General features: G+C 57.8%; 30 protein-coding genes and 1 tRNA gene. 6 read left to right on the top strand and 25 right to left on the bottom strand.

The features are described 5' to 3' along the window. Positions 1–2: 2 nt before the first annotated feature. From AC3WJW_RS05640 to AC3WJW_RS05585, 12 genes are all read right to left on the bottom strand, one after another. Entirely contained in the window at positions 3–245 is a 243-nt protein-coding gene (locus tag AC3WJW_RS05640) for a hypothetical protein (RefSeq protein WP_493725385.1), read from the bottom strand. 1 nt (position 246) lies between these two features. Then, positions 247–609 carry a DUF1353 domain-containing protein gene (locus AC3WJW_RS05635; RefSeq protein ID WP_493725384.1) on the bottom strand — a complete coding sequence of 121 codons (363 nt, stop codon included), beginning with the start codon at positions 607–609 and terminating at the stop codon, positions 247–249. Beyond that, positions 599–814, bottom strand: a complete 216-nt coding sequence (locus tag AC3WJW_RS05630; protein ID WP_493725383.1) for a hypothetical protein — start codon at positions 812–814, stop codon at positions 599–601. Before AC3WJW_RS05630 ends, AC3WJW_RS05635 begins: the two co-directional genes overlap by 11 nt. Further along, the gene (locus tag AC3WJW_RS05625; protein WP_493725382.1) at positions 815–1,210 is read right to left on the bottom strand and encodes a D-Ala-D-Ala carboxypeptidase family metallohydrolase; all 396 of its coding nucleotides are present in this window, start codon (positions 1,208–1,210) and stop codon (positions 815–817) included. Continuing rightward, entirely contained in the window at positions 1,207–1,659 is a 453-nt protein-coding gene (locus AC3WJW_RS05620; RefSeq protein WP_493725381.1) for a phage protein, read from the bottom strand. Before AC3WJW_RS05620 ends, AC3WJW_RS05625 begins: the two co-directional genes overlap by 4 nt. A gap of 3 nt (positions 1,660–1,662) precedes the next feature. Continuing rightward, positions 1,663–2,895, bottom strand: a complete 1,233-nt coding sequence (locus AC3WJW_RS05615) for a DUF2586 domain-containing protein (RefSeq protein WP_493725380.1) — start codon at positions 2,893–2,895, stop codon at positions 1,663–1,665. A 9-nt stretch (positions 2,896–2,904) separates the two neighbouring features. Further along, positions 2,905–3,597 (bottom strand): phage virion morphogenesis family protein, encoded by a 693-nt coding sequence (locus AC3WJW_RS05610; protein ID WP_493725379.1) that lies wholly within the window; start codon positions 3,595–3,597, stop codon positions 2,905–2,907. Then, the gene (locus tag AC3WJW_RS05605) at positions 3,587–4,033 is read right to left on the bottom strand and encodes a phage tail protein (RefSeq protein WP_493725378.1); all 447 of its coding nucleotides are present in this window, start codon (positions 4,031–4,033) and stop codon (positions 3,587–3,589) included. The genes AC3WJW_RS05610 and AC3WJW_RS05605 overlap by 11 nt, the downstream gene beginning before the upstream one ends. Next, positions 4,033–4,485: a head completion/stabilization protein gene (locus AC3WJW_RS05600; protein ID WP_493725377.1), complete on the bottom strand. Its 453-nt coding sequence runs from the start codon at positions 4,483–4,485 to the stop codon at positions 4,033–4,035. The genes AC3WJW_RS05605 and AC3WJW_RS05600 overlap by 1 nt, the downstream gene beginning before the upstream one ends. A gap of 108 nt (positions 4,486–4,593) precedes the next feature. Beyond that, positions 4,594–5,358, bottom strand: a complete 765-nt coding sequence (gene gpM, locus AC3WJW_RS05595) for a phage terminase small subunit (protein ID WP_493725376.1) — start codon at positions 5,356–5,358, stop codon at positions 4,594–4,596. Continuing rightward, positions 5,355–6,371: a phage major capsid protein, P2 family gene (locus tag AC3WJW_RS05590; protein WP_493725375.1), complete on the bottom strand. Its 1,017-nt coding sequence runs from the start codon at positions 6,369–6,371 to the stop codon at positions 5,355–5,357. The genes gpM and AC3WJW_RS05590 overlap by 4 nt, the downstream gene beginning before the upstream one ends. A 1-nt stretch (position 6,372) precedes the next feature. Continuing rightward, the gene (locus AC3WJW_RS05585) at positions 6,373–7,239 is read right to left on the bottom strand and encodes a GPO family capsid scaffolding protein (protein WP_493725374.1); all 867 of its coding nucleotides are present in this window, start codon (positions 7,237–7,239) and stop codon (positions 6,373–6,375) included. Between the two features lie 143 nt (positions 7,240–7,382). Between AC3WJW_RS05585 and AC3WJW_RS05580 the strand changes: the two genes are divergently transcribed. The 3 genes from AC3WJW_RS05580 to AC3WJW_RS05570 all read left to right on the top strand — a co-directional run bounded on the left by AC3WJW_RS05580 (position 7,383) and on the right by AC3WJW_RS05570 (position 10,545). Continuing rightward, on the top strand, positions 7,383–9,425 hold the full coding sequence (locus tag AC3WJW_RS05580; protein ID WP_493725521.1) for a terminase large subunit domain-containing protein: 2,043 nt from the start codon (positions 7,383–7,385) through the stop codon (positions 9,423–9,425). Beyond that, positions 9,322–10,194: a phage portal protein gene (locus tag AC3WJW_RS05575; RefSeq protein WP_493725520.1), complete on the top strand. Its 873-nt coding sequence runs from the start codon at positions 9,322–9,324 to the stop codon at positions 10,192–10,194. The genes AC3WJW_RS05580 and AC3WJW_RS05575 overlap by 104 nt, the downstream gene beginning before the upstream one ends. Positions 10,195–10,263: 69 nt before the next feature. Then, on the top strand, positions 10,264–10,545 hold the full coding sequence (locus AC3WJW_RS05570; RefSeq protein WP_493725373.1) for an ogr/Delta-like zinc finger family protein: 282 nt from the start codon (positions 10,264–10,266) through the stop codon (positions 10,543–10,545). A 746-nt stretch (positions 10,546–11,291) separates the two neighbouring features. On the opposite strand, the gene AC3WJW_RS05565 is transcribed toward AC3WJW_RS05570, so the two are convergent. The 7 genes from AC3WJW_RS05565 to AC3WJW_RS05535 form a co-directional block, all read right to left on the bottom strand. Continuing rightward, positions 11,292–11,750 carry a DUF2528 family protein gene (locus AC3WJW_RS05565; RefSeq protein WP_493725372.1) on the bottom strand — a complete coding sequence of 153 codons (459 nt, stop codon included), beginning with the start codon at positions 11,748–11,750 and terminating at the stop codon, positions 11,292–11,294. Continuing rightward, the gene (locus AC3WJW_RS05560; protein ID WP_493725371.1) at positions 11,743–12,030 is read right to left on the bottom strand and encodes a hypothetical protein; all 288 of its coding nucleotides are present in this window, start codon (positions 12,028–12,030) and stop codon (positions 11,743–11,745) included. The genes AC3WJW_RS05565 and AC3WJW_RS05560 overlap by 8 nt, the downstream gene beginning before the upstream one ends. Positions 12,031–12,089: 59 nt before the next feature. Beyond that, positions 12,090–12,341, bottom strand: coding sequence for a hypothetical protein (locus tag AC3WJW_RS05555; RefSeq protein WP_493725370.1), 252 nt, complete (start codon positions 12,339–12,341; stop codon positions 12,090–12,092). Between the two features lie 13 nt (positions 12,342–12,354). Next, positions 12,355–12,648, bottom strand: coding sequence for a P-loop NTPase family protein (locus AC3WJW_RS05550; protein ID WP_493725369.1), 294 nt, complete (start codon positions 12,646–12,648; stop codon positions 12,355–12,357). 12 nt (positions 12,649–12,660) lie between these two features. Further along, complete coding sequence (locus AC3WJW_RS05545) at positions 12,661–12,819, bottom strand: hypothetical protein (RefSeq protein ID WP_493725368.1); 159 nt, start codon at positions 12,817–12,819, stop codon at positions 12,661–12,663. Between the two features lie 427 nt (positions 12,820–13,246). Beyond that, positions 13,247–15,916, bottom strand: coding sequence for a toprim domain-containing protein (locus AC3WJW_RS05540; RefSeq protein WP_493725367.1), 2,670 nt, complete (start codon positions 15,914–15,916; stop codon positions 13,247–13,249). Positions 15,917–15,927: 11 nt separating this feature from the next. After that, the gene (locus AC3WJW_RS05535; RefSeq protein ID WP_493725366.1) at positions 15,928–16,161 is read right to left on the bottom strand and encodes a hypothetical protein; all 234 of its coding nucleotides are present in this window, start codon (positions 16,159–16,161) and stop codon (positions 15,928–15,930) included. 85 nt (positions 16,162–16,246) lie between these two features. Here AC3WJW_RS05535 and AC3WJW_RS05530 point away from each other — a divergent pair, with 85 nt between their 5' ends. From AC3WJW_RS05530 to AC3WJW_RS05520, 3 genes are all read left to right on the top strand, one after another. Next, positions 16,247–16,495 carry a helix-turn-helix domain-containing protein gene (locus tag AC3WJW_RS05530; RefSeq protein ID WP_493725365.1) on the top strand — a complete coding sequence of 83 codons (249 nt, stop codon included), beginning with the start codon at positions 16,247–16,249 and terminating at the stop codon, positions 16,493–16,495. A gap of 104 nt (positions 16,496–16,599) precedes the next feature. After that, positions 16,600–17,184, top strand: coding sequence for a BRCT domain-containing protein (locus tag AC3WJW_RS05525; RefSeq protein WP_493725364.1), 585 nt, complete (start codon positions 16,600–16,602; stop codon positions 17,182–17,184). A 2-nt stretch (positions 17,185–17,186) separates the two neighbouring features. Beyond that, positions 17,187–18,269, top strand: a complete 1,083-nt coding sequence (locus AC3WJW_RS05520; RefSeq protein WP_493725363.1) for a phage integrase — start codon at positions 17,187–17,189, stop codon at positions 18,267–18,269. A 36-nt stretch (positions 18,270–18,305) separates the two neighbouring features. On the opposite strand, the gene AC3WJW_RS05515 is transcribed toward AC3WJW_RS05520, so the two are convergent. The 6 genes from AC3WJW_RS05515 to AC3WJW_RS05490 all read right to left on the bottom strand — a co-directional run bounded on the left by AC3WJW_RS05515 (position 18,306) and on the right by AC3WJW_RS05490 (position 23,041). Further along, positions 18,306–18,381: transfer RNA gene (locus AC3WJW_RS05515), tRNA-Thr, on the bottom strand. A 78-nt stretch (positions 18,382–18,459) separates the two neighbouring features. Further along, positions 18,460–19,284, bottom strand: coding sequence for an FkbM family methyltransferase (locus AC3WJW_RS05510; protein WP_493725362.1), 825 nt, complete (start codon positions 19,282–19,284; stop codon positions 18,460–18,462). A 343-nt stretch (positions 19,285–19,627) separates the two neighbouring features. Beyond that, positions 19,628–20,857 carry a methyltransferase gene (locus tag AC3WJW_RS05505; RefSeq protein ID WP_493725361.1) on the bottom strand — a complete coding sequence of 410 codons (1,230 nt, stop codon included), beginning with the start codon at positions 20,855–20,857 and terminating at the stop codon, positions 19,628–19,630. Beyond that, entirely contained in the window at positions 20,838–21,527 is a 690-nt protein-coding gene (locus AC3WJW_RS05500) for an ABC transporter permease (RefSeq protein WP_104451168.1), read from the bottom strand. Before AC3WJW_RS05500 ends, AC3WJW_RS05505 begins: the two co-directional genes overlap by 20 nt. Next, complete coding sequence (locus AC3WJW_RS05495; RefSeq protein WP_015093060.1) at positions 21,524–22,219, bottom strand: ABC transporter permease; 696 nt, start codon at positions 22,217–22,219, stop codon at positions 21,524–21,526. The genes AC3WJW_RS05500 and AC3WJW_RS05495 overlap by 4 nt, the downstream gene beginning before the upstream one ends. 72 nt (positions 22,220–22,291) lie before the next feature. Then, positions 22,292–23,041 (bottom strand): ABC transporter substrate-binding protein, encoded by a 750-nt coding sequence (locus tag AC3WJW_RS05490; RefSeq protein WP_007972785.1) that lies wholly within the window; start codon positions 23,039–23,041, stop codon positions 22,292–22,294. Positions 23,042–23,051 lie beyond the last annotated feature (10 nt).

Below are 23,051 nucleotides of genomic sequence, written 5' to 3'. Positions count from 1 at the left end.
TTTCAGTTCCTTGGGTGATGGTTTGAAAAATAAATATCCAGCTTGGCGGACAGGTTGTTTTCCAGCTTGTCCATGGCGCGGTCGATGTCGTTGTGTCGCGGGTAGTTCTGTGCGATCTCTACACGCAACTCCAAATGCTCCCGGCGCGCTTCGCTGACCTGACGAAACAGAAACGCCTGGAAGCCGATCACAGCGGTCAGCAGTAACTCGGGCATCAGGTCCACCAGTCTTTCCAGCATGTCCATGTCAGGCGCTCCAGTTCCCCCGACCGCCAAGGCGGACGGCGGTATACATCAGCCAGGCCAGCGGCTTTGGCATGCCCTCCTCGAGCAGGGCGTCGTAAAAGATCCGGTCGGCCTCGGCCTTGGTGAAACGGTCGGTGGCATCGGTGTAGATGAAGTCATGCACCACCGATGGCCGACGGGCGCATTCATCGTCGCGCGGTATCAACCACCAGACCGGTCGCGGCACGCTGGCCAGGTCGGTGCGGTAGTAATTCGGCACAGTCACCCACTGGTTGCAGGTGGTCAGGTAGAGCAACGGCCGGGTCAACTGCCACTGCTTGGTGCCGGAAATGGCTTTGACGACGAGGGTGCTTTTAAAAGGCATCGTTGGCGCACTCCACACGAACCCTGTTCGGTGCGATGTCGCTTGCAATCTGGGTACGTAGAAGCACACGCCCGACTTCCGGTGTCTTGCAGTACATCGCCACGAGGGTTGATGCGCTGTGGGCGACCATTGAGCGCGATTCGCTGAAGGCGTAGCCCACCAGGGCGACGGTGGTGAATGCGACGGCAATCAATAATCGAGACATTCAGTAGCTCCAGATCATTGGCCGGGGTAGATGGCCACCCACCGGCGCCATGTCCAGGTGAATAAACCGGCTCGCGCCTTTCTGGCTGATACCGACGCCGGTGAACGGCAGGGTCATGGCCAGGCGCAGAATTTCCACGGCCTCAGCCCCCATGCAACGGATGTCGACGGCCACGCCCATGGCGTGTGCACCGGGTACTTTTTTGCTGGCCTCGACCGGGTGACGCATGCAGCGGTAGGCGCTGCTCAGGGACAAGGGGCGGCCATACAGATCACGCAGCTTTTGCACCTGGTCCATGAAAGCACGGGTCATTTCGTGGCCGTTGCTGTTGCACTTGCCACACTTGCAGCGCAGTTCGGCAAAGGTGAAGTTCGGCCAAGGGCTGGGATCGATCATGCCAGCAGCCCCTCGATTTCAGCCGGGTCCAGGTACGGCACGCCGTTGATGCGGATAAAGTCCGGCGAGGTCACGTCGAACGGAACCTTGAACACGCTCTTCTCGCCACCCTTGGGATCGATGTCGAGCAGGTTGGATACCTTCAATTTCAGCCCGAAAGCCTCGACCCGCATTTCTTCGGTGGGTGTCTTGGCAAAGAACACGCAGTCGAACGGAGCCATCCCACGAAAGCTGCCGGCCTGGCGCGCTGCGTCGATCAACAACGAGAAGTTGCCAGCGTCCAGCTCCATCTCGCCACTCGCGGCCACATCACCATCCACATAGCCATCGGGCACGCCGCCGGTCTGCGCCGGGGCCGTGTTGTCGGTGATGTCCAGGCTGATTTTTTCGACGTGAATTTGCAGGTCGCCAATGTTCACGTCGAAGTTCTTACCGCCAATACGGCTCATGGGTTACTCCTCGTCGTCGTTGGACAGGTCCAACGCGATGTTCGCGGTTAGGTCTTTAGGGCAGTTGAAAGGTCGGCACTTGATGTACACCTCCACTGCTTTTTTGGTTTTCCAGAACAGCGTGACGTCGCCGTCTCGCGGTGGCTCGATGTCACCCGGCTGCACCTTGCCAAACACGGTGGCCGCTCGCGCCATGTCGCGCAGTGGGCGGGTAAAAGCCGAGGTCGCCGCCGCCATGCTGTTGGGGGTGTTGTTCAAGCGCCGATCCGCGACGCGCTGAATCAACAGGACCCGCACTCGACGCGCCGCCTTGTCGACCACACGCAGGTTCTCGATGACCAGGTAATCGGAGCCAGGCGCGTCCAGTAGATTGCCGTCCCCCCAGTACACGCCCGGGTAATCGGAGTACGTCTGCGACACGGAAAAGCGCGCACGGTCCAACTCGACGCGGACAGCGTTGGGCAACGGCATGCCGCTGATGTCCACGGGGACCGGGCCTAGTCCGAGCAGCGGGCCAGTGGCTACGCGCATCGGGCTGTCAGCGATACTGACGTGGGCATTCGCCAGGCGACCGGCTAACACACCCTGGTCGTTGCCATGCAACTGGGGGACGACCATCACACGCGGGGCGGAGACGCCGTTCACGATGGCTTTTTGCTGGGTGTAATAATCAATCCAGTCCGGATGAGGGATAGACTCGCCTACCTCGACGAGCGCAGCGACTTTCGCCACGGACCGGGAACTCTTCGCGGAGCCATTTACCTCCTCCAATTGATTGATTAAAAGCGGAGCAGGTGGCGTCAGGTCGATCCCTGCCGTGGCGGCCATGATGAAAAGACGACGACCGTAAATGTTCTCGACCTCGACGGCCTTGGCCTGCATGGCCGTCAGTTCGGCGCTGGTGGTGACGGGGGTGGTGATGATCACTGCTTCCACGGCCACGCCTTCGCGCTGAGACTGATCCACAGCGTCAGCCCATTTGCCGTCACCGGCAGCGATTGGCGCGGCCATGCAGGCCCAGCGGTCGCCGCCGTTCAGGCGCGCGGCGGTGATCTGGGTTTTCAGATCCGAATCCGCGGCGCCCAGGCTGGCATCGAGGTCGCTTTGGGTGTTGAGTGGGACCATCTTGCCGACGTTCGTCGGCGCCGGTCCGATAAAAAGAAAATAGCGCTCGATCTCCGTCACCGGGCCTTGGCCGAGATTCAGGTTGTTGACGCTTACTTTGCCAAGGGCCATGGGCTGCCTCTATCGCGGTGAATTAAGAATTTGGGGAATCAAGTAGGTCACCAGCTCGCTGACTTCCTGCTGGCTGGCGATGCCGAAAAACTCGCGGGCCGGCAGCGTGACCTCCCAATTGGTCGGACCTGGCTCGTCACCTTTGAGCAGGCGAATCAGCAGGCCAGCCTGGTCATAGGAAATATTGGCCGCGATCCAGGCGACACCGGGGCGCATGTAGCGGGTCTTGCCACGCTTCTTTTGCTCGCTGGGTATCGCTCGTTTGTAGCCCAATCGGCGCAGACGTTTGGCTTGTTGGGTGGTGGCCATCAGCGGGTTGGATTTTTTCTGCCGGCGCAGTTGCGCGGCGCCGCTCCGCAAGGTCATACCGTCGTTATGCACGCTGGCAATCATGGCCATTTTGCGAGCGCCCCAACCCAGTTCCGCGCTGTCTTTGCTCAGTTTCTTAACGCTCATGGCTTTAGCCAGGCCCGTGAGCATGCGTTTTTTCTGGCCCTTTTTTCGCAGTTTGCGCGGCGGGAAAGGACTGCCGTTCACATCGCTTTGCTCGCGTACCCGCTGACGCCACTTCGTGCGCAGGCGAAGGCCAACGCGGTTCATCAGTCGCGCCTGGAACTTGGGCGGCAGGCTGAGCATGGCCAGCTGTGTTTCGACATCCAGCACGCCGTCGACGGAAAGATTGATCAAGTCGTTACGCGCCATGGCTCACCTTGCCTTCTTCGGCAATCCACAGGTCAAACGGTACGACCGCCCAGGTCTTATCAAAGGCCTCGATCTCGCCGGTGGCGTCCTCGGCCAGGTACAACGGTTCAATAAAGTCGAGGGTGAGTTCGACGTCCGCCAGATCCGGATCGAGCTGCACGATGTCGAATGTCGGCGCCGGTAGCGCGTCCCGGTGGCGGTCGGGATCGTTGCTGACCAGCCAGGCACCGAGCAACGCCATCAAACGGGCTGGATTGCCGGCGAAACGCTCCAGCACGATGATCGCCCGATAGCGCATGTCGCCCAGGTACAGGCCGTGCTCTTCGAGCTTCCAGATCAGCACCAGGTTGACCTGGTCGGCCCAGCTGTCGAGTTGTTCGGCTTCGACCAAGCGGCGCTCGATCAGGTGTGCGGTCAGGGCGCGCAACTTGTCCATCAGATCAACTCCGCCGTGATGCGCCCACGACCTTGCAGCGTGCGCACGGACTGCTGGCTGTAGGTCAGAAAAAGTTCGTGGGTTTCCGGGGCTTCCTTGCCCAAGTTCTCGGCACTCTCACGGCGGTTGACTGTGGCGAACTGCTGGAGCAAAAAGGCCTTGGCGCGGCAGTACGCGGCGCGTCGGTAACTGGCGAGGTAGAACGCCTCTTTGTCCATGCCGGAGCCTTCCAGCGCGGTGAAGCCCATGTCCTGCCACGCGGCTTTGCGCAGCTCCAGGTCTTCATTCACCTCGCCCATGCCCATGGTGAGGCCTTCCACCAGCAGCTCCGGCAGGTATTCCGCCGGCAACCGGTAGGACGCCTGGAACTCGGCCAGCTCCAGGTCAGGCCAGAAGCCGTCATTGCTGATTGTGCGATCCACCAGGGTGGTCGGCTTGCCGCCAAAACTCATGTGCTGACCTCCTCTGCTGGACATGTTGAATAGGTGCGGGGGTGACTGCGTTAGCCGGTTGGCACAAGGCCTTCGGCTCGGCAGGCCCCCGCTGGGGGGGGTAGTCGGTTATTCGGTGCCGTGGCCCTGTTCAGCCTCTTGCTTGCGCAGGGCCTTCGTGGCTTCTTCCATGCGGGTTTTCACGCCGATCTCTGGATACAGCTCGGCGGCGCGGTAAAAGTGGGCGCAGGCTTTGCCCCAGCGCTCGGCGTCCATGGCGATAATTCCCAGCAACTTGTGATAGCGCGCTGGGATTTTCTCGAACAACTCCCACGACGGCGCGCTCGGTGGCAGCTCGCGAGGATCACCGGCAGCGGGATCGATCAGTCCAGGCCAGCTACCGTCCACACGTTGCAACAACTGCGACAGGTACGGCTCGGGGCTGCGCTTGGCCTTGTATTCGGCGTCGGCCCAGTCGATCACCGTGTCCGCGACAAAAGTCGGGATGTCACGGCGGAAGCGCTCCGGCATGGCCTGGCCTTGGTTGATGGCAAAGTCGGCCAGCTCAAGGGCCGGCTCGAACTGCTCGGTGTCGAACAGCCAGACCATCACCAGCATCAGCACCAGGTTCGGATGGTTCAGACCCGATTCGCGGTAGCGCAGCACGTATTCCAGGTACTTGGGCAGCAGTTCGTCGCGCTTCAGGCGCTGACGAGCTTCCATCGAATTCAGATCCGACAGCCTGGCGCAGTCTTCGGCTAGTGCGCTGGTCATCAGCGCCAGGTGCTTTTGCGCATTGGCAGGGCCGGCCAGCGCCGTGCCCGGGGTATAAGCCAGCTCAGTGGCCGGACCTTGCTCCAGAACGCGGCGTTTATGGTTCAGGGCGAGGCTCATACGAACTCCACGTTGGCGGCTTCGATGCCGGCAAACTTGCCCAGTTGCTCGATCACGTAGCCCTCGTTGCGGGCGTTGTAATCCTCAACCTGCGAGCGCTTCGGGTTTTCGACGATTTGGCGGCGCCAGCTGCTGTCCTGAAAGTAGATCGACAGGTTGTCCCAACTGGTGACCACCACGCCCTTGCTCGGAAAGTGCGGGCAGGTGTAGGACGGCAGGCCGCCGTAGGTCGCGATCACCTGGGCCTGCTCGATGCGTTCCTTCTCGGTCGGGGTGTCGCCTTGGGCGGCATACAGCTTGCCTTTGTCACTGGCCAACAGATCTCGGCCAATGATCGCGATCAGGTCTCCACCGTCGCGAAACTCCTCGTCGATCATCAGCGACACGTCGAACACCAGGGCGTCGAGGTTTTTGTAATCGCCGGTCTCGCCGATCTGGATTTTGCCGGCGGTCGCGCCGTCGGCCAGGATCTGTTGCGGGGCTTGCTCACGGGCGATCTGCATCCAGCCCTTGTTCACGTCCTGAAGCAGTGGGTTGGCCGTGCGGTCGGTGGTCTGGGCAATGCTGGTGCCGTTCCAGCCGATCATGATCCGGTCCAGCCCGATCTGTTTTTGCACGGCGGCGGCGTAGCGTTTGGCAAAGTCGGGGAACTTGGCCCAAGCGTCGATGGTGGCATATTTCAGACCCACGTCACTGTGGGTTTCGAACAGTTCGTAACCGTCGCCGTCCAGGCCCAGCACATTACGTGCGACTCGGTCGGTGGTGGTGGTGTTGGTCCGGCCAGTGACCGTTCCGCTCACGCCCAGCATGACTTTCTCGCCCTTGATCTCGGTGACCGGCAGCACATTGATGCGCTGTAGGAAATCCGAGCTGAGGGTGATTTTGTCGTTCAGCGTCTGCGCAAGGCTCGGGTCAACGTTGAACTCTTGGCGAACGTCCGCAACGGCATAGGTGGATGCGATGGCCAACGCCAGAGCGCTGAACTTTAAGCGGGCTGCATTACTCAGGCTCATGTCAGTACACCTTTTCCTGGTCGTCGGCGGCGCCGGTGACAGGGGGCACGGTCTTGCCCTTGCCATGATTCAGCGCGGTGTTGAAGTTTTCGACCAGCTTGTCCACCGAGTCTTTCAACTCGTTGTACTGGTCGGCGGTGATGCCGGTGTCGGCCACTGGATCAGTGATAGTCACAGTCAGGGGGTCGATCTCGGTGGTGACCGGCGCTTGCTTGGCAAAGGTGGCAGCGCTGGTTTCGAGGCTGGTGGCCAAGGTGCCGAGCTTGTCCACTGCGGCGGTAAAGGCGGCGGCAGTTTTAGGGTCCATAGAAGTGTCTTCGAGTGGGGTGGTCGGGGCTGCCGGAGCAGTCGTGGCGAAGGCCTTCATCAGCCGGCTGACGAATGACTGCGCTGACTCCTCGGGGCCTTCGGTCGGGGTCAGATCGCCCAGTGGTTCCAGTGAACCAAAGTGATTGCCAGTGCCGGCACGGCGGGAGAAATGCAGGGGCTCGGTGCCGAGGCTGGCCGGTTCATCGGTGACAGCCATGCCACGCAGGTACGCCTTGCCGGTATCGGCAAAGTTCGGTTGGATTTCCACGCTGCTGAAAATCTTCTGGCGGTCCTTGTTCATGGCCAGCAGGTACTCGTTGGGCTGGAGCTTGGCGAACAACCCCACCTTGCCATCGCCGACATCTTCGGCTTTCACCTCGACGACGGAGCCCAGGCTGCCGAAGTAGCGGATGTGCTCGTACCAGATCGTTGCGGTGTAGGTCGCCGGGTTGTAGTTGGCGGCCATGTCACGTAAGTCCTGCGCATCAATGGTGCGACCATCAATGGTCTTGCCGCTGGTGGCGACACGTTTCCAGTCAGTGATGAAAGTGCGTGGCATGGGAGAAAGTCGCTCGGTTCGGGTTGCAGTAGCCGCCACGATAAGCACCCCAAACCAGCCGGACAAACGGTTCAATTCCTAGAATGCGATTCCAGGAATTGAAGGGGGAGTTTGTAGGGGAACAGCTGCATAAACTGCGGCTCATGCCCTACTTACCTGAAGTCAAAGACGCCGCTAAAAAGCTGTATTTGCGGCGCTACAAACCGCGCGAAATTCAGGCGCAACTCAAGTTGCCCAATGCCCGAATTGTTTACTACTGGATCGCCAAAGGCTGCTGGGACGACCTGCTGACGGACGAAGAACCGTTAACCGCGGTCAGTCGCCGTATCACCCTGATCCTGGAAAAAATCGAGACGCTGAGTAAGTCCGAACTGGATGAACTCGACCGACTGTTGAGCGTGCGTGAGCGCCTGCAAAAACAGGCGAGTAAACCAGTGATACCCCAAGCCGGCGATCTACCCTCAGCGCCCACGGGAGAGCGTCTGGAGCGCGACGAGAAACGCAGTCGCCGAGATGCCGACGGGTCTCCCAAGAAGAAGCCCAAGCCGACGAAAAACGACATTGGCCACCTGACCGAGGTGGACTTTCTCGACAAGTTCACCAGCAAGCTGTTCGGCTATCAGAAAGAGCTGTTCGCGGCCAAACAAAACCCGCTCACGCGCCGGGTGCGCAACGTGCTCAAGGCCCGTCAAACCGGACTGACCTATTACTTCGCCGGCGAGGCGTTCATGGACGCCGTGCTAACCGGCGATAACCAGATGTTCCTGTCGGCCAGCCGAGCCCAGTCGGAGATTTTCCGCAACTACATCATCAAGTTTGCCCGGGAGTGGTTCGGCATCGAGCTGACCGGTAACCCCATCATTCTGAGCAACGGCGCCGAGCTGCGCTTTTTGAGCACCAACAGCAGCACCGCCCAGGGCCACCACGGCCATGTCTACGTGGACGAGTACTTCTGGATCCGTGACTTCGACAAACTCAAGTCGCTGGCGGGGGCGATGGCCACCCATCGGAAGTGGCGCAAGACCTACTTTTCCACGCCTAGCGCGGTCAGCCACCAGGCCTATCCGTTCTGGACTGGCGACACGTTCAAGCGCGGCAAGCACCGCGACGCCGGGAAAACCTTTCCGAACGAGGCCGAGCTGCGTCAGGGCGTGCTCTGTCCGGACGGCCAGTGGCGCAAGATCATCACCATTCACGATGCCATTGCCGGTGGCTGCGATCTGTTCGACCTGGAGCAGTTGCAACTCGAAAACTCCGACGATCAGTTCGAACAGCTGTACCTGTGCAAATTTATCGACAGCACGCAGAGCGCGTTCAGCCTGGCCGATCTGGAGCGCTGCTATTCGGATCAGTCGTTGTGGAAAGACTTCGATCCGGATCCGAAGGCGGCCCGACCGTTCGGCAACAGCCCAGTGTGGATTGGCTACGACCCAAGCCGTACCCGCGACGACGCCACCTGTGTGGTGGTGGCCCCGCCACTAGAGAAAGGCGGCAAGTTCCGGATTCTGGAAAAGCACTCCTGGCGTGGACATTCGTTCACCTACCAGGCCGCGCAGGTCAAGAAGCTCACCGAGCGTTTCAACGTGCAACATATCGGCATCGATGTCACGGGGGTGGGCTACGGCGTGTTCGACACGGTGCGCGACTTCTACCCCAAGGCAACGCCGATTAACTACAGCCTGGAAACGAAAAACACCCTGGTCCTCAAAGCCCAGGACACGATTCAGGGGCGCCGGATCGAGTGGGACGCCGGCTGGAACGACATTGCCTCAGCTTTCCTGACCATCAAGCGCGGCGCCACCAGCAGTGGGCAGATCACCTATAGCGCTTCGCGCACCGACGCCACCGGCCACGCCGATATCGCCTGGGCGATCATGCACGCCCTGCACCATGAACCCCTCAATATCAACAAACAGCGGCGCAGTCGCTGGTCAACATTGGAAGGCAGCCATGCAAGAGCTAAAGCAGCAGGACAACACACCGCCCCACAAGGTGCAGGCGTTCAGCTTCGGCGAGCCCGAGTCGGTGCTAGCCACCAACATGGCGCAGTACCTGGGCGTGTTCGCCAGCAACGACGGGCGTCTGTACACGCCGCCGGTATCGCGTACCGGTCTAGCCAAGTTGCTGCGCGCCAACGCCCACCACGGCACCATCCCGCGCTTCAAACGGAACATGCTGTTGCGTGACTTCATTCCGTCGGAGGGATGCAGCATGCAGACCATGGGCCGCGCCGCGCTGGACTTCATGGTGTTCGGTGATGCGTTTTTTCAACGTATGCGCAACCGCCTGGGTCAGGTCGTCGAGTTGCAGCACCTGCCGGCCATCAACATGCGGCGGATGGTGGGCGGGGGATTCGTCATGCTGCTGTCCAATGGCAAGGAGTTGGAGTTTGCCGAAGACGACGTGGAACACGTCATGGACTATGACGTGGAGCAAAGTGTTTATGGAGTGCCCGATTACTTGGGCGGTATGCATGCGTTGTTATTGAATGAATCAGCGACACTGTTTCGTCGGCGTTATTACAACAACGGCGCGCACGCGGGCTTCATCTTTTACACCAACGACCCGAATATGTCCGATGATGATGAAGCCAAGTTGATGGAGCAAATTCAAGGCACCAAAGGCGTGGGTAACTTTCGGTCAATGTTTGTGAATATTCCGGGCGGCTCAGATAAGGCCGTTCAGATTATTCCTATCGGAGATATTGCAACCAAGGATGAGTTCGAACGGATAAAGAACATTACCCGCAATGACATTATTGCTGCGTGGCGTATGCATCCAGCGTTGGCTGGTGTGATACCGGAAAATGCGGCGGGCTTTGGTGATATTGAAAAAATTGACCGGGTATATACAAACAATGAGATACGTCCGATCTGTCAGTTGTTTTTACAAGTCAATCAAATGTTACGCGCAGATAGAGGAATCGCCTGGGCAGAGCCCGCTGCCTCGGAATAACTCGGCTACAATCTGCTGTATCAAAATGGGTCGCTTGCCTCCACATACTGTGTGGCAAAATAGGCGCCTATGGATACGACGGGTGGGGCCGCTATGCGAGTGTACTGCAAAGAATGTAAAGGAAAGGCGCTGATCACTTCGAGCAAACAGTTGTCGGAGCAGTTCACCAACCTGTACTGCCTATGCTTGGACGCTGAGTGTGGCCACCGCTGGGTGACCACTCTGGCGTATTCACACACGCTGAGCCCTTCGGGCAAGACGACGAGTCGAGAGGTCCTCGACCACCTACGCAGTATGCCGAGGGCGCAGCAGCGCGAGCTGTTTGATCAGTTGGGGGCGCTTGCCAGTTGATCGATAACTGTATTCAACTCTGCTGAACATTCCCCCAGGCGCTGTCCGGTCCAATGCAATACAGACAGCAGTCCGTTAGCCTCATTTTGCTGTAAGGGCCTTGCTGCTACGGCTAAACCGATACAGCTCAAAATGTCATGCACGTCGCATAGAACATCACGCGTAGTAACAATGGTTCTTATTTTTGTCATGTTTTTCCTACTCTCCAAGGTGTATGTCACTTCACGGAGGACGTTTAATCATGACAAAAAAATGCCGTCAAGTTTTATCCTGTTACAGGCGCGGGCATGCGATATTCGGTCATTTTTTTATTATGGGGGTGTTCGTTATCAGGCGACGAGATGATATTGACGGAAACTAGGTCAATGATTAGGGCGGATTGCTTTGAGGGGTTTGAGTCTGCGGGGAAACTGATGGGTGGTAGTGTTTGTATTTTAATACTTTGAAAAGACAACACTTAAAGCTGTAAAGACAGCTTTAAGTGTCGGCTGAACTAAGGCATGACTCTAAGTATTGGCAGCTCTGAAATTAATTCATATCTACTACTCCGTAACGTCTGTGCCCCTGTAGGTTTTCGTAGGCTGCGACCAAAAAGCCCCGGGGTAACGGAATTTGAATCCAGCTGGAGCCGGTGTTGTGGTGCAGTAACCGGGTGGCCTCTACCAGAAAGAAGCTAGCAGGCAACTCCAGTTGATCTCGTCCGCTTCGCTGCTGCGCATCGCTGATGGCAATGAACTGTCCGTCAATCAACACAGATCTCCTCCCGTCGCTTGCTCCTGGACAAACTCCACCAGATGAAGGCTGCCGAACTCGGCATTTTCCACATCTGCGGCGATCAAGCGAATGCCGCACCACCCATAGGGATTGCCTTCTATCGAGCCGCCCCAGCCTTCTTCGTCGTGCAGATCTTTGGTCCAGTAGGGGCCAGGGTGTTCATTGGACATGGCGCTTTTATGCTCGATGCCGAAGCAGCCCCCACCTTCAGCGAGAAGGGCGTTAATCATGCGTTTGCCGAAGAGACGGATCACGGTCCTCACCACGTTGCCGTTTTCCGCTTGTAGTCGATAAACATCATCTGAAAAAAATTGATTGATCATCGTGGCGCGTGCTTCGGTCAGGGTTGCATGGTTGACCTCCAGCACGACTTCCCAGTCTTTCCAGGTGTCGATGACCTTGTAGCGTTTGATGTTGGCTTGATCAGACATGCTGCTCTCCCGTAGGGATGTTCAAGGTGTAAGGTTTGGCGAGCAATGCAGCGACCACCGCCGCGTCGCGCTCGGTCAGATCGCCCATGGTTTGCGCCAGGCTCGCCATGCTTTCCAATCGCTGGCGAGCGTCTGGGGTTTTGTGCACCAGGTAACCGATCAAAGCCGCGCCGATCACAGCCGTGGCCAACAAAGGGCGGGGTGGTTTAAAGGTGTGCCCCGGTTGACCTGGTGCGGTGGTATCCTTGGTGCCGCTGCTGCTTTGGAAAGTTACGTTCATGTACTACTCCTAACTGGTGGTTGGGTGTCGGGGAGCTGCAACTCCTCGACACCGTCTCTTTAGGCTTGCCGCAAAGGGCTGGCCGTGAATACCGGGCACTGTTCACAGCGCACTTCAAATAACCCCAAGTCGTGACTGTCGACCTCTAGCAGGTGTACGACGGTGACGAACGTTGGGGTTTCTTCCGGGTGATCCCGCCAATGATCGGCGGCAGCCAGTTCGGCCAGATCCTCGGCGGTGCACCTCTCTACGTAGTCGGTTGGCAACCGCATCTGGCCAATCAGCGTATTGGCGCTGTAACGAATCTTCATGGCCGCTTCCCCTCTACGCTTGCTGCACCAGATGAACGTCAAAGTCAGCAGGTACGCCCGCGTGAATGCCCTTTTTCTTGAGGTCGAACAGCGCCCGGATCTGAAACTGGGTGCAGTCGTCGGCGAGAAAGTGTTTCGCGCCGGCCATCGCCTGGTCCGTCACAAGATTCATAAAGTAAGGAGTGGTGCAGCAGGCCCCTACGTGAATCTTGACCTCTGTCCCTTGGTGTTTGAGCTCGTCTTGAATGCTCCGCAGCTTGGTGGTTTTGCCCGATGCCTGTGGGCCGGTGATGATGTTGATGTTCATGTAGTGCTCCTGTTATTGGGTGTTCAAGCGGGTTCGCATGTCTTCGCGAAAACGCTCAGTTTTCTTCGGGTCGTTAAGCCAATCGACGATTTCTTGCCGTGACCACCGTTGCAGCAAATGGCGGGCGAGGCAGTCCCGGCGAAACACTTCTTCAGTGGAAAGTTCGGCCATTGGCGGGCTCACTCAAAAACAAAGTTTGCGGGTGGGCTCGCTGCGTCTGGAATGTTTGAACTATTGGTGATTTCGGGTGGTTACAACCCTTGTAAATGCGGGGTTGGGCGGGGGCGAAAAGTAGTTCAGTACTAATGGAATGTGCTGAACTATCGACGGAGCAAGAATTGGCTGGAGCCCTTGTATTTAAAGGCTTGTAGCTGTTTTCGGTAGGCGAGTGAAAAATGGAATGTTGCTGGAATGAAAAATAGTTCAGCGCCTTCCACTGACATTCCAGTAATGCTTTTTTGTAAGTGGCTGTATTCATTAGATAATTAACCAATAGTTCAAAAATTACAGACAGATAAAGGGGCAGCACACAGACTCACTGGTAAAGCGCAGGCAACACTCCACCCATGGCGATATACCTTTGAGAATCAGTTGGTTATTAGCGTTTCTTGAAGAGCCAGCAGTTGAGCGTCCGGCGCTCTATCCGTGAGTAGGTCTTTCGACTCTCAATGAATTTGTAAGTGGTGCTTTGGGGAAGTGCGCGTTGCAGTTGGGCCCGCGTCAGTACCTCTTGGCCAGCTTTGCGGCAGCTGTCCTGGAAGTGCTCGATGACGATAGCGATCACCCCGGGTTCGGAACTGTGGTTCAGGGTTTCTCGGATCTCTTCACGGGTTTCGCCGTTTTCGGTGATCGTTACGCGTTGCTCATTGAGGTAGTGGTAGATCTGCCAGAATGACGCAGCGTCGGGGTGCTCCGATCGGCAGCGCTGTTGGCGATCGATCGCACGCATCTCCAGGTGCTTGGCCAGGCGTTCGGTATCGGCATCCTTCCATTCAGGAAACAGCGGCTGGGTGGCGTACGCGGCAGCCAATACCTGGGCATGGCACAGCGCGATACGAGCTTCAGTGATTGCCCCGACGTTCTGTAGGCGTTGCTCGAAGCGCGGAAAAGCCTCGAAATAGCGAGCCAGCCATTCTTGTTCGAATGCCAAGCAGCGCCGCAGGTAACCACCCAGGTAAGCGGCATCCATACCCTTCAAGCGATCAGCCTGGGGTTTCAGCGCCAGAGAGTGATGCTCTTTGGTGGCATGGAAGTGGACAATGCGAGACAGGAACGCTTCGGAGCTGTCCACGCTCATGTTCTGTGAAATGACCAGCGCTCCGCGCCAGAGATAGGTGCGAACCTCGTTGCCCGCTGTTTTCGCACCGGTGACGCGCAGTTTGGCGTGGTAGTCGAACAGGATTTTCAGTTCGTCCCAATTGAACTGCACCGTCACCTTTCGACCTTGGCTGTCGGTGTACTCCTTGTCAGACTCGATCAATACCACCGGCATGTTGCTGACTTCGGCAAATGAGCGAGACAGACCGACCGCACTGGCACCCGTGCCGCTGGGGCGAATGCCTTCTTCATTGTCGCGGCCACACAACTTCCAGAGGAAACGCAGCAGTGTGGTTTTGCCCGCACCTGGTTCACCGGTGAACTCAAGGAAGGGAAACGAGGATTGTTTGATGCCGATCTGTTGGACAAAAAAGGAAGCCGTCCACCAGGACAAACAGCCCAGCCCGTTGAGCCCGTTTACAGCCAGAAAGTCTTCGAACCACTCCGGATCAAACTCGGTGCCGCGCTCAAGCTTGAAGTTCGACAGCACGGTCTTCACTCCATCGCTGCCCAATTCAATGAAGCCGTGGCAGTTGATCTCCAGCTCGCTACCTTTGCAGTAACCAAACTGTGGATAGCAATAGATCCCGCTGCTGTCGTCATAGCCTACGAATGGCAGGCTGCGCACGGTACGGACTGCCCTGGTGGGGTCGTTGAACCATTTGTGCTTGAGGATCTTCAGGACGCTTTCACCGCCTTCAAAGTTGCCACCGGGCGTATGCTCCAGCAGCGAGCGGGCAAAGCCCCGGGGGTCGGTGATGGAATTGGGGGCTAGCGGCGCTTTGCAGCTGCGCCCCTTGTCCGGGAACTGGAAGTCAAAGAAGTAGCGTTGCTCCTGGGTAACAATGTCTTTTTCCAAGTACTCCAGGTTCGGGATGCAGTTGGCTTCCTGGCGGATCTTGACGTGCTTGCTGAAAATTTCCCGGTTGCCTTCGACTTTCTCTTCGCCCAGGTCCTTGCTCAGATCGGCCTGGTTAACCCGCGCCGAGTACAGGTTGTTGCGAAACTCCAGCAGATAGAAACCAGACGGTCGGCGTAGGTAGAGCAGGTAAGCCAGTTTGCCGGTGTTTTCCGCCGTGAACAGCCGCCCCTGGTACTCGGCCTCGGCCATGAAGGTGGAGTCGAGTTGGCCATGGCGGTACACGTCGTCCCAATCTCGGTCGCCTGCCAAGGCTACCCAGCCGATCTCGCGCAGCTCGCGGATCTGCCGTAGATACTTGGGAATGTATTTGTGGCCAGCGGCATCGTCGTCCAGGCCGATCACCCAGGTGATCGACTTGCCTTTGTTGGCTTCGATTATTTCCCAAGGGAAGTTGACGCAGCTAATAGACGCGATGGTTTTGAAGCCGGCCAGGTGTAAAGCGATGGCGTGAAAAATGCCCTCGACGATGTACACCTTGTCGCTTTTTTCGAGCGTCTGTCCCGGTGGCATCCAGCCTTTAGCCTGGTAGCTCATGCCTTTCTTTATACCGGCCTTAACGCTGTCGTTGGCGGTCACCATGGTGGCGTCGATGATGCGTTCCCAATAGCCATCGCACAGTGGGAAACGAACGGTGTCGGCCCATTGGCCATCCTTCATGCAGCGTTTGCCTTGCTCGTACCAACCTTTCATCGGGCCAATAGTGAAGCCGCGGTTGCGCTGCAGGTAGGCGTCGGCCGTAGCGTGAGGATTGTCCTCGGTCTTGGGGAAACGCTTGCTGAGGTTTTCGAACAGGTAGCTGTAGCGCTCGCGGGTCTTCTCTACGAACTGGCATTTGTTTTCACGCTGGCACTTCAAGACAAATGGCTTGAGCACACTGATAAACAGTTCGCGCTCGCCGCATCGAGGACACCTCCCTTGCTGCATGGATTTGTCGTTGATGCGTTTGAAGTCCAGATCGGCATCGTTCTTCAGGGCTTCGACGACCTCATCCTGATAGATGTTGTCGAAGACCTTCTGGTCCAGTGGCATGTGCCGCCCCATTACGCGGCACCCTTAGCTTTCTTGTCACTTGAGCGCACGCGCTCTGCTTGCTCGGCAGCCTCAAGAGTCAGGTGAACCATGTTGATCAGCGCAGCTTCTTTGGAGCCCTCTTTTTTTTCGCGAATGATGATCCGGCCGCGAGCTATCTCATTTTTGATGGCTGATACGGACTGACCTGTGCGCCGCGAAAGTTCGCGCATGGTGGTGTACGGCGTGTCTATAGCGATCTGCATTTGTTAAGCTCCTTAGCTATATATGCCTATTTTTGTGGCATATGCGCAAGTTAAGTGTGCAAGCGCACATTGTCAAGGGGGGCGTATGGAACTCGGCATAAAACTCAAAGAGATTCGGTTGACTGAGCGCCTGACTCAGGCAGAGATGTGTGAGGTCGTAGGCATCAAGTTAGAGACCTGGAAGGGTTACGAGTACGGGAGGCGAGCGTCGGTTAGCTCGACGGAGCTGTTGAAAATCACCACGCACCAGCGCTTCAAGAAGTATGCGTTGTGGTTGGTGACCGATGAAATTGCCCCTGAATGCGGCCAAATCAGCCCGTTGGTTGGACTGTGATGAGGGAGTTGGACATTCCTCCTCTCCATCGTACTTAACTTATCCACTGGAGTCGGCCCTCTGGCTGGTGTGGATAAGTCTCTCTAATGAAGTAAGGATTTTGCATGCCTAGAAACACCAAAAAAGAATCTCCTGCCACATTCAGCCTGACTGGAGGCTTCAGCTTCGGGACTTGCCATGAAGTGGCAGCAGTGCTGACTTTGTCCGGCCATCATGTCGTGGAGGACGTGAGCGGGAAGGTAGATTTTCTTTTGATTGGCTCAAAGTTGGCAGGGAGCACCGTGGCTATTGATTCCGCCCTGCGGCTTTTGATGGAGGGGCAAAGCATTACTTTGCTTCACGAAAATCATTGGATTGACTGGATGGGTATGAACTCTCAGGGGCTCCGAGAATTGTTGGGTACGTCTCCAGCTGTCGAGATCTCCGCTTTCCGCAAAGCGCCCAGTCGAGCTAAGACAGTGCTGTGGGAAGGCGATCACTTAGTGTGTTTCCGATACCGCAATAGCAAGGGGGAGGAGAGCGAACGAGAGGTAAAACTGCGAAAAATTAGTGGTGAAGCGGGCAAGCCTATTGACCTGACTGGCTTTTGCTTGATGAGAAATAAGAGCCGGACTTTCAAAATGGCAAACGTGCTTTCCGTTGAAATTATCGACTCCGAGTCTGACGAGTTGAAAGCGTTACTGGCCTGATTATGAGCATCAAGAAACTAGAAGACGGACGCTATGAAGTTGACTGCCGTCCGGAAGGCCGCAATGGCCCCCGGATCCGGAAGAAACTCCGGACAAAAAACGAAGCTTTGCACTACCAGAATAAAATAATGGGTGATGGCGCCCGAGGCGAGTTCGAGAAAAAGCCAAAGCGGGACGAACGCCGCCTGACGGAGCTAGTCACGCTTTGGTTTAACTCTCATGGACGTAGCCTGAAGCGGGGAGAAGAGCGCCAGCGGGCACTCAATGCCATGATCGAATGCATGGGAAATCCTCGCGCAGCCGACTTCAACACCACCCACTTTACTCAGTACCGAGCTGATCGTTTGGCGGGGAAATTCACCAGGGCGAGTATCGGTAGCGGTAGGAAGCAGGGGGAGGATGCAAAGCCCGTCAGTGCCAATACGTTGAATCATGAACTCGCATACCTGCGAGCGATGTTCAATGAACTTGAGCGATTGGGCGAGCTGAAGGGGGATAACCCTCTGGGCAAGGTACGGGCGTTGAAGTTCGATGAAACCGAGATGGCCTACTTGAGCGCCGAGCAGATTCCGCCGCTGCTCGATTCCCTGGATGGGCTCTCAGTCGCTGCTGGACTTGTAGCGAGGATCTGCTTGGCTACTGGGGCTAGATGGTCTGAGGCTGAAGGTCTGGTTGCAAGGCAGGTGCGCCATGGCCGAATTCATTACACCAATACGAAATCCTCAAAAAATCGAGTGGTCCCGGTGGCGTCAGATTTGGAAAAGCGGATCAAGGCGGCGTTGCCATTCCCGGGTTGCTACAAGAAGTTTGGGGAGTCTGTTGCTGCCATTGGCCTGGAGCTGCCAGCTGGACAGTTAACGCATGTACTGCGCCATACCTTCGCCAGTCACTACATGATGAATGGCGGTGACATCCTGACCTTGCAGCGGGTGCTGGGGCATGCCTCTTTGGATATGACCATGAAGTACGCGCATTTCAGCCCAGGACACCTAGCTGAAGTGGTCAATCTCAACCCTTTAGCAATGGGGTGTGGACATTCCGTGGACGCTGAGGCAGAAGTGAAGGTGGGAGATGTTAAGCCTTAGAAATGACAAAGCCCCGCAGAGCGGGGCTTTGAGGTGTGGTGCCGGCACCAGGAATCGAACCCGGGACCTACTGATTACAAGTCAGTTGCTCTACCATCTGAGCTATACCGGCGTGTCAGGGCGACGATTATAGCGATTGGATAGGTTCTGTAAACCCCTGAATTCTGACTATTTTTGCGCGGGCTTCGGGTCAGGCGCGCAGCAGGGTTTTCTTGAGTTTCTGGATGGCTTTCCAGGTTCGACTGTTTTGCATTGCGCGCAGCTGTGCTTCGGCCTGTTCGGCGCGTTGCAGGGCGGCGGCGAGTTGCTGTTCGGCATCGCTGACGGGGTGGCTGAACTTGTGGCCCTTGCAGAACTGGAACTCGTCCAGGTTGCACGGCGGGATGTCGAAGGCGGGTTTGAGGTTCAGGTGTTCTTCGGCGAGGTAGTAGGTGTTGATGCCGTCGAACAGGATGGAGTGGTAGCCGGCGTCGGTGACGAGGGTTTCCCAGGCCTGGTCGCGGGCCCAAGGGGTTTCGATGAGGATCACCCATGGCCGCCATTGGGTGAAGTCCATGCCGCGCAGGACGGTTTCTTCGTGGCCTTCGACATCGATTTTCAGGAAGTGGATGGCGCGGCCCCGGGCGTGTTCTTCGCAGATGGAGCTCAGGGTGCGGGACTTGATCGTCTGGGTGCGCACGTCCATTCCGGCGTCTTTGTGCATTTTCGCCATGGCCGGGTCGAGGGTCGAGAGGCCGGTGCCCGCGATGCCGTAGAAGGTCAGTTCGTCAGCACTTTCCCCGGCCGCGCATTGCAGGTTGGTGTCTTTGGGGCGTTGCTGGGACAGAGCTTGGTAGTAGTTGGGCATCGGTTCGACGTTAATGCCGGTCCAGCCGTTGTCGTAGAACGCCTTGGTGACCGAATCTTGGGTGGGATCGTTTGCCCCGACGTCGATGTAGAAGCCGTTCTCGACAGTTTTGAGGGCGCGCCACAGGCGTATGTCTTCGAAATTCTGTGCGTAGGAAATGAACGTCACTGGCGCATCCTGTCGGAGGAATGTTCTTGTTCGTGGCCGCGCTGCCGGCGCCCTTGCGTGTGTGTATATCAAGAGAAGGGAAAGGGTGCAATTTCCCCTGTCTGCGGTCCGGGATTAGGCGTTTATGTCGTTTTGATTAAATGCTTATGCACAATGGCATTGGCAGCGCACCGGGTTTAGGCCAAATTTGTGGATCTGTTCTCATTTGTCTGCAAATACCTGTTTTTTCGATTTTTTATGCGGGTGTGCAAAAAATGAACAGTGTGGATTTAGCCCTGAAACAGGCGTAGATATTGGATCCACGATTATTTCATCAACAGAGTTATCCACAGGGCGGATGTGTTTAAGCGCGTTCGGCCAGGAGCAGGAAATTACGCGGTGTGAGCGGGGTTTCGCAGAAGGTACCGACGCGGACGCTGTAGCCCCGTTCGGCGAGGAAAAGTGCCCGGTCGAGAACCAGCCAAAGCTCCAGCGGACGTCGGAACAGTCCACGTAGTAGCTCAAGGTTGCGCACTTCGGCCAGTCGCTGCCAACCGGCGGCTTCGAGGGCTGGCCAATTTTGCGGGCCGACTGTGGATAACTCTTTGAGTGCGGCCAGGTGATGGCAGTAATCGGCGAAGGGTTTGTCCAGCCAGGCGCTGGGCAGGGAAGGGGTTGGCAGGTACTCGTCCATGCCGCGCAGTTGCCGTTGCAGCAAGTCGAAACCCAGGCGGCGGGCCATGGAGGTGTCGCGTTGACGGCGCACGCGGGCGCCAGCGGTGACGGTTTCGCTCATGGGTAACGCGAGGTCGTCGAGGGAAAGCTGTAGGCCGGAGCCTTGGGCGACCGAGGAAATCGGCGAGTATTGGGCAAGACTGATCCGGTTGTAGCAGCACGGTGCAATGGCGAGTTGTTTACAGCCTGTGGCGCTGGCGAGTTGTATCAACCGCACATGCAAATCACCGCAGGCGTGAAGCGCGACGGGCGTGTGGTGCGCACTCAGTAAAGTAGCGGCGTCTGTCGCGAGCACATCCTGTTCAATGTGCAGCGCATGCAGGTGATGACGTTGGCTGAGTGTCTGGCCGCTGGTTACCAGTGCCGGGTCGTATTCCAGGCAAGTCAGTTGTTGCCCCGGTTGCAGCAGGCGGCGCCCCAAGTGTCCCTTGCCCGAGCACCAGTCCAGCCAATGCTTCGGTGTTTCGCAGAACTGCAATCGACTGGCGAAGGCTTCGATCTGTTGCCATTTACGCCCCGGAACATCGACGTTCAGTCTGTGGCTTGCCGCTTCGAGTGTGTGCGCAGGCAATTCATCCACAGCACTCAAGGCAACGGCGATTGATGCCAAGGAAGCAAAGGGGGCCGGCGCATTCAGAAGGGCGGGTTGATTGTGGGCGCTTTCCGCGTCTTCCAGCGACCGCTCGCGTAGCCATGCGGCCAGCTCCGGGTAGGACGCTTCCCAGGGAAGCTGCAGATGAGTGAACGGCCGAGGTTTCCACAGTGCCTGGTGCTCTGTCAGAAAAGCATCCAGCGCGGTGAAGCGGGCGAGCAAGGCCTCGCCCGTCAACACGCTCGTATCAACGCCCTTGGCAGGCATCGACGCGCAACCAGCGCTCCAGCAGCTTGAAGCCGCGCACCAGCACGTAAGCCATCACCAGGTAGAACATGCCCGCGGCGAAGAAAATCTCCACTGGCAGGTAGGTCCGGGCAATGATGGTACGGGCCATGCCAGTCAGTTCCAGCAAGGTCACGGTGCTGGCCAGGGCGCTGGCCTTGAGCATCAGGATCACTTCGTTGCTGTAGGCTGGCAGGCCGATGCGCGCGGCGCGTGGCAGCATGATGAAGAACAGCGCTTTTGGCCTGGACATGCCCAGTGCCCGTGCCGCTTCGATCTCGCCCGGTGGAATCGCCTGAATGGCGCCGCGCAGGATTTCCGCAATGTAGGCTGCCGTGTGCAGGGTCATGGTCGCCGTGGCGCACCAGAACGGATCGCGCAGATAGGGCCACATCGAGCTGTTACGGATCGCGTCGAACTGCGCCAGGCCGTAGTAGACCAGGAACAGTTGAACCAGCAGCGGCGTGCCCCGGAAAAAGAAGATGTAGCCGTAGGGAAAGGCCCGCACCCACCACAGGCGCGACGAGCGGGCGATGCCCAGCGGAATGGCCAGCAGCAAACCGGCGATCACGGCGATGGCCACCAGTTCCAGGGTCAGAGTCGCGCCCTGGGCCAGTTTCGGCAGCCACTTGATGATGACTTCCCAGTTCATTGGGTGCTCCTCGCGAAGCCGCGGGCGGCACGTTTTTCCAGGAAGTGCATGCCGGTCATCGCCAGCACTGTCAGGCTCAGGTACATGAACGCGGCCACCATATAGAAGGTGAACGGCTGTTTGGACACGGTCACGCCGATTTGCGCATGACGCATGATTTCTTCCAGACCGATCACCGACACCAGCGCGGTGTCTTTCATCAGGATCATGAACAGGTTGCCCAGGCCGGGTAGGGCGATGCGCCACATCTGCGGCATGATCAGCCGGGTGAAGATGCGCCATTTCGACAGGCCCAGGGCCACGCCGGCTTCACGATGGCCTTTGGGGATGGCGAGGATCGCGCCGCGAAACACTTCCGTGGCGTAGGCGCCGAAGCACAGTCCCAGCGCAATCACGCCAGCGGCGAAGGCGTTGAGTTCGAGGTCGGGGTTGCCGAAGAACTCGCCCAGGGCACGCATCAGGTTGACTGTGCCGAAGTAGATCAACAGCACCCAGAGCAATTCCGGGATGCCGCGAACCAGGGTCGAATAAGTGCCGCCAAGCCATTGCAGCGGCTTGTACGGGGAAGTCTTGGCCAAGGCGCCGAGCAGACCGAGCACCAGCCCCAGGCACAGGGCCGAGAGTGCCAGTTTCACAGTCATCAGCGCGCCAGCGGCGAGCGCCGGGCCGAATCCGTAGAGGTCGATAATCATGGATTTCTTTTCAAATCGCGGCAGGCAAGGCCGAGAACCGGCGCCATCAGGCGCCGGTCAGGCAAGTCAGAATCAATAGATGCTGAACGGGAAGTACTTGTCGTTGATCTTCTTGTAGGTGCCGTCAGCGACGATTTCTTTCAGCGCGGTGTTCAGCTTCGCGCGGATCGGATCGTTTTTACGCACGGCAATACCGATCTTGTCGCTTTCTTCCACCGGGTCGCCCTTGAACTCGTAGGCACGGCCAGCGTCGCTTTTCAGCCACTCGTAGTTGACGTACTTGTCGGCCAGGATGCCGTCCAGACGGCCGGAAGTCAGGTCGAGGTAGGCGTTTTCCTGGGTGTCGTAGAGCTTGATGGTGATGTCGTCACCATAGTTGTCTTCCAGGAAGGTGCCGGCCAGGGTCGCACGCTGGGCGCCGATGATCTTGCCTTTGACCGAGGCCTTGTCGGTTTTGAAGTCGACGTCTTTCTTGGCGATGAACTGCAGCTTGTTGGAGTAGTACGGGTCGGTGAAGTCCACCGCTTGCTTGCGCTCGTCGGTGATCGACATCGAGGAGATCAGGAAGTCGAACTTCTTGGCGTTCAGGGCCGGGATGATGCCGTCCCAGTCGGAGGTCACGACAGTGCACTCGACTTTCATCTTGGCGCACAGGGCGTCGCCGATCTCTTTGTCGAAGCCGACGACATTGCCACTGGCATCTTTATTGTTGAACGGCGGGTAGGCCGCTTCGATGCCCATCTTCAGGGTTTCGGCCATGGCACCGGCGCTGAACGCCAGGGTGACGGCGGCAGCCAGGAAGACCTTTTTGTAGTTCTGCATGTGGGTAGCT

This window comes from Pseudomonas sp. GW821-FHT07G06 (assembly GCF_058986625.1).
This window is presented reverse-complemented; position numbering and strand designations above follow the sequence as displayed.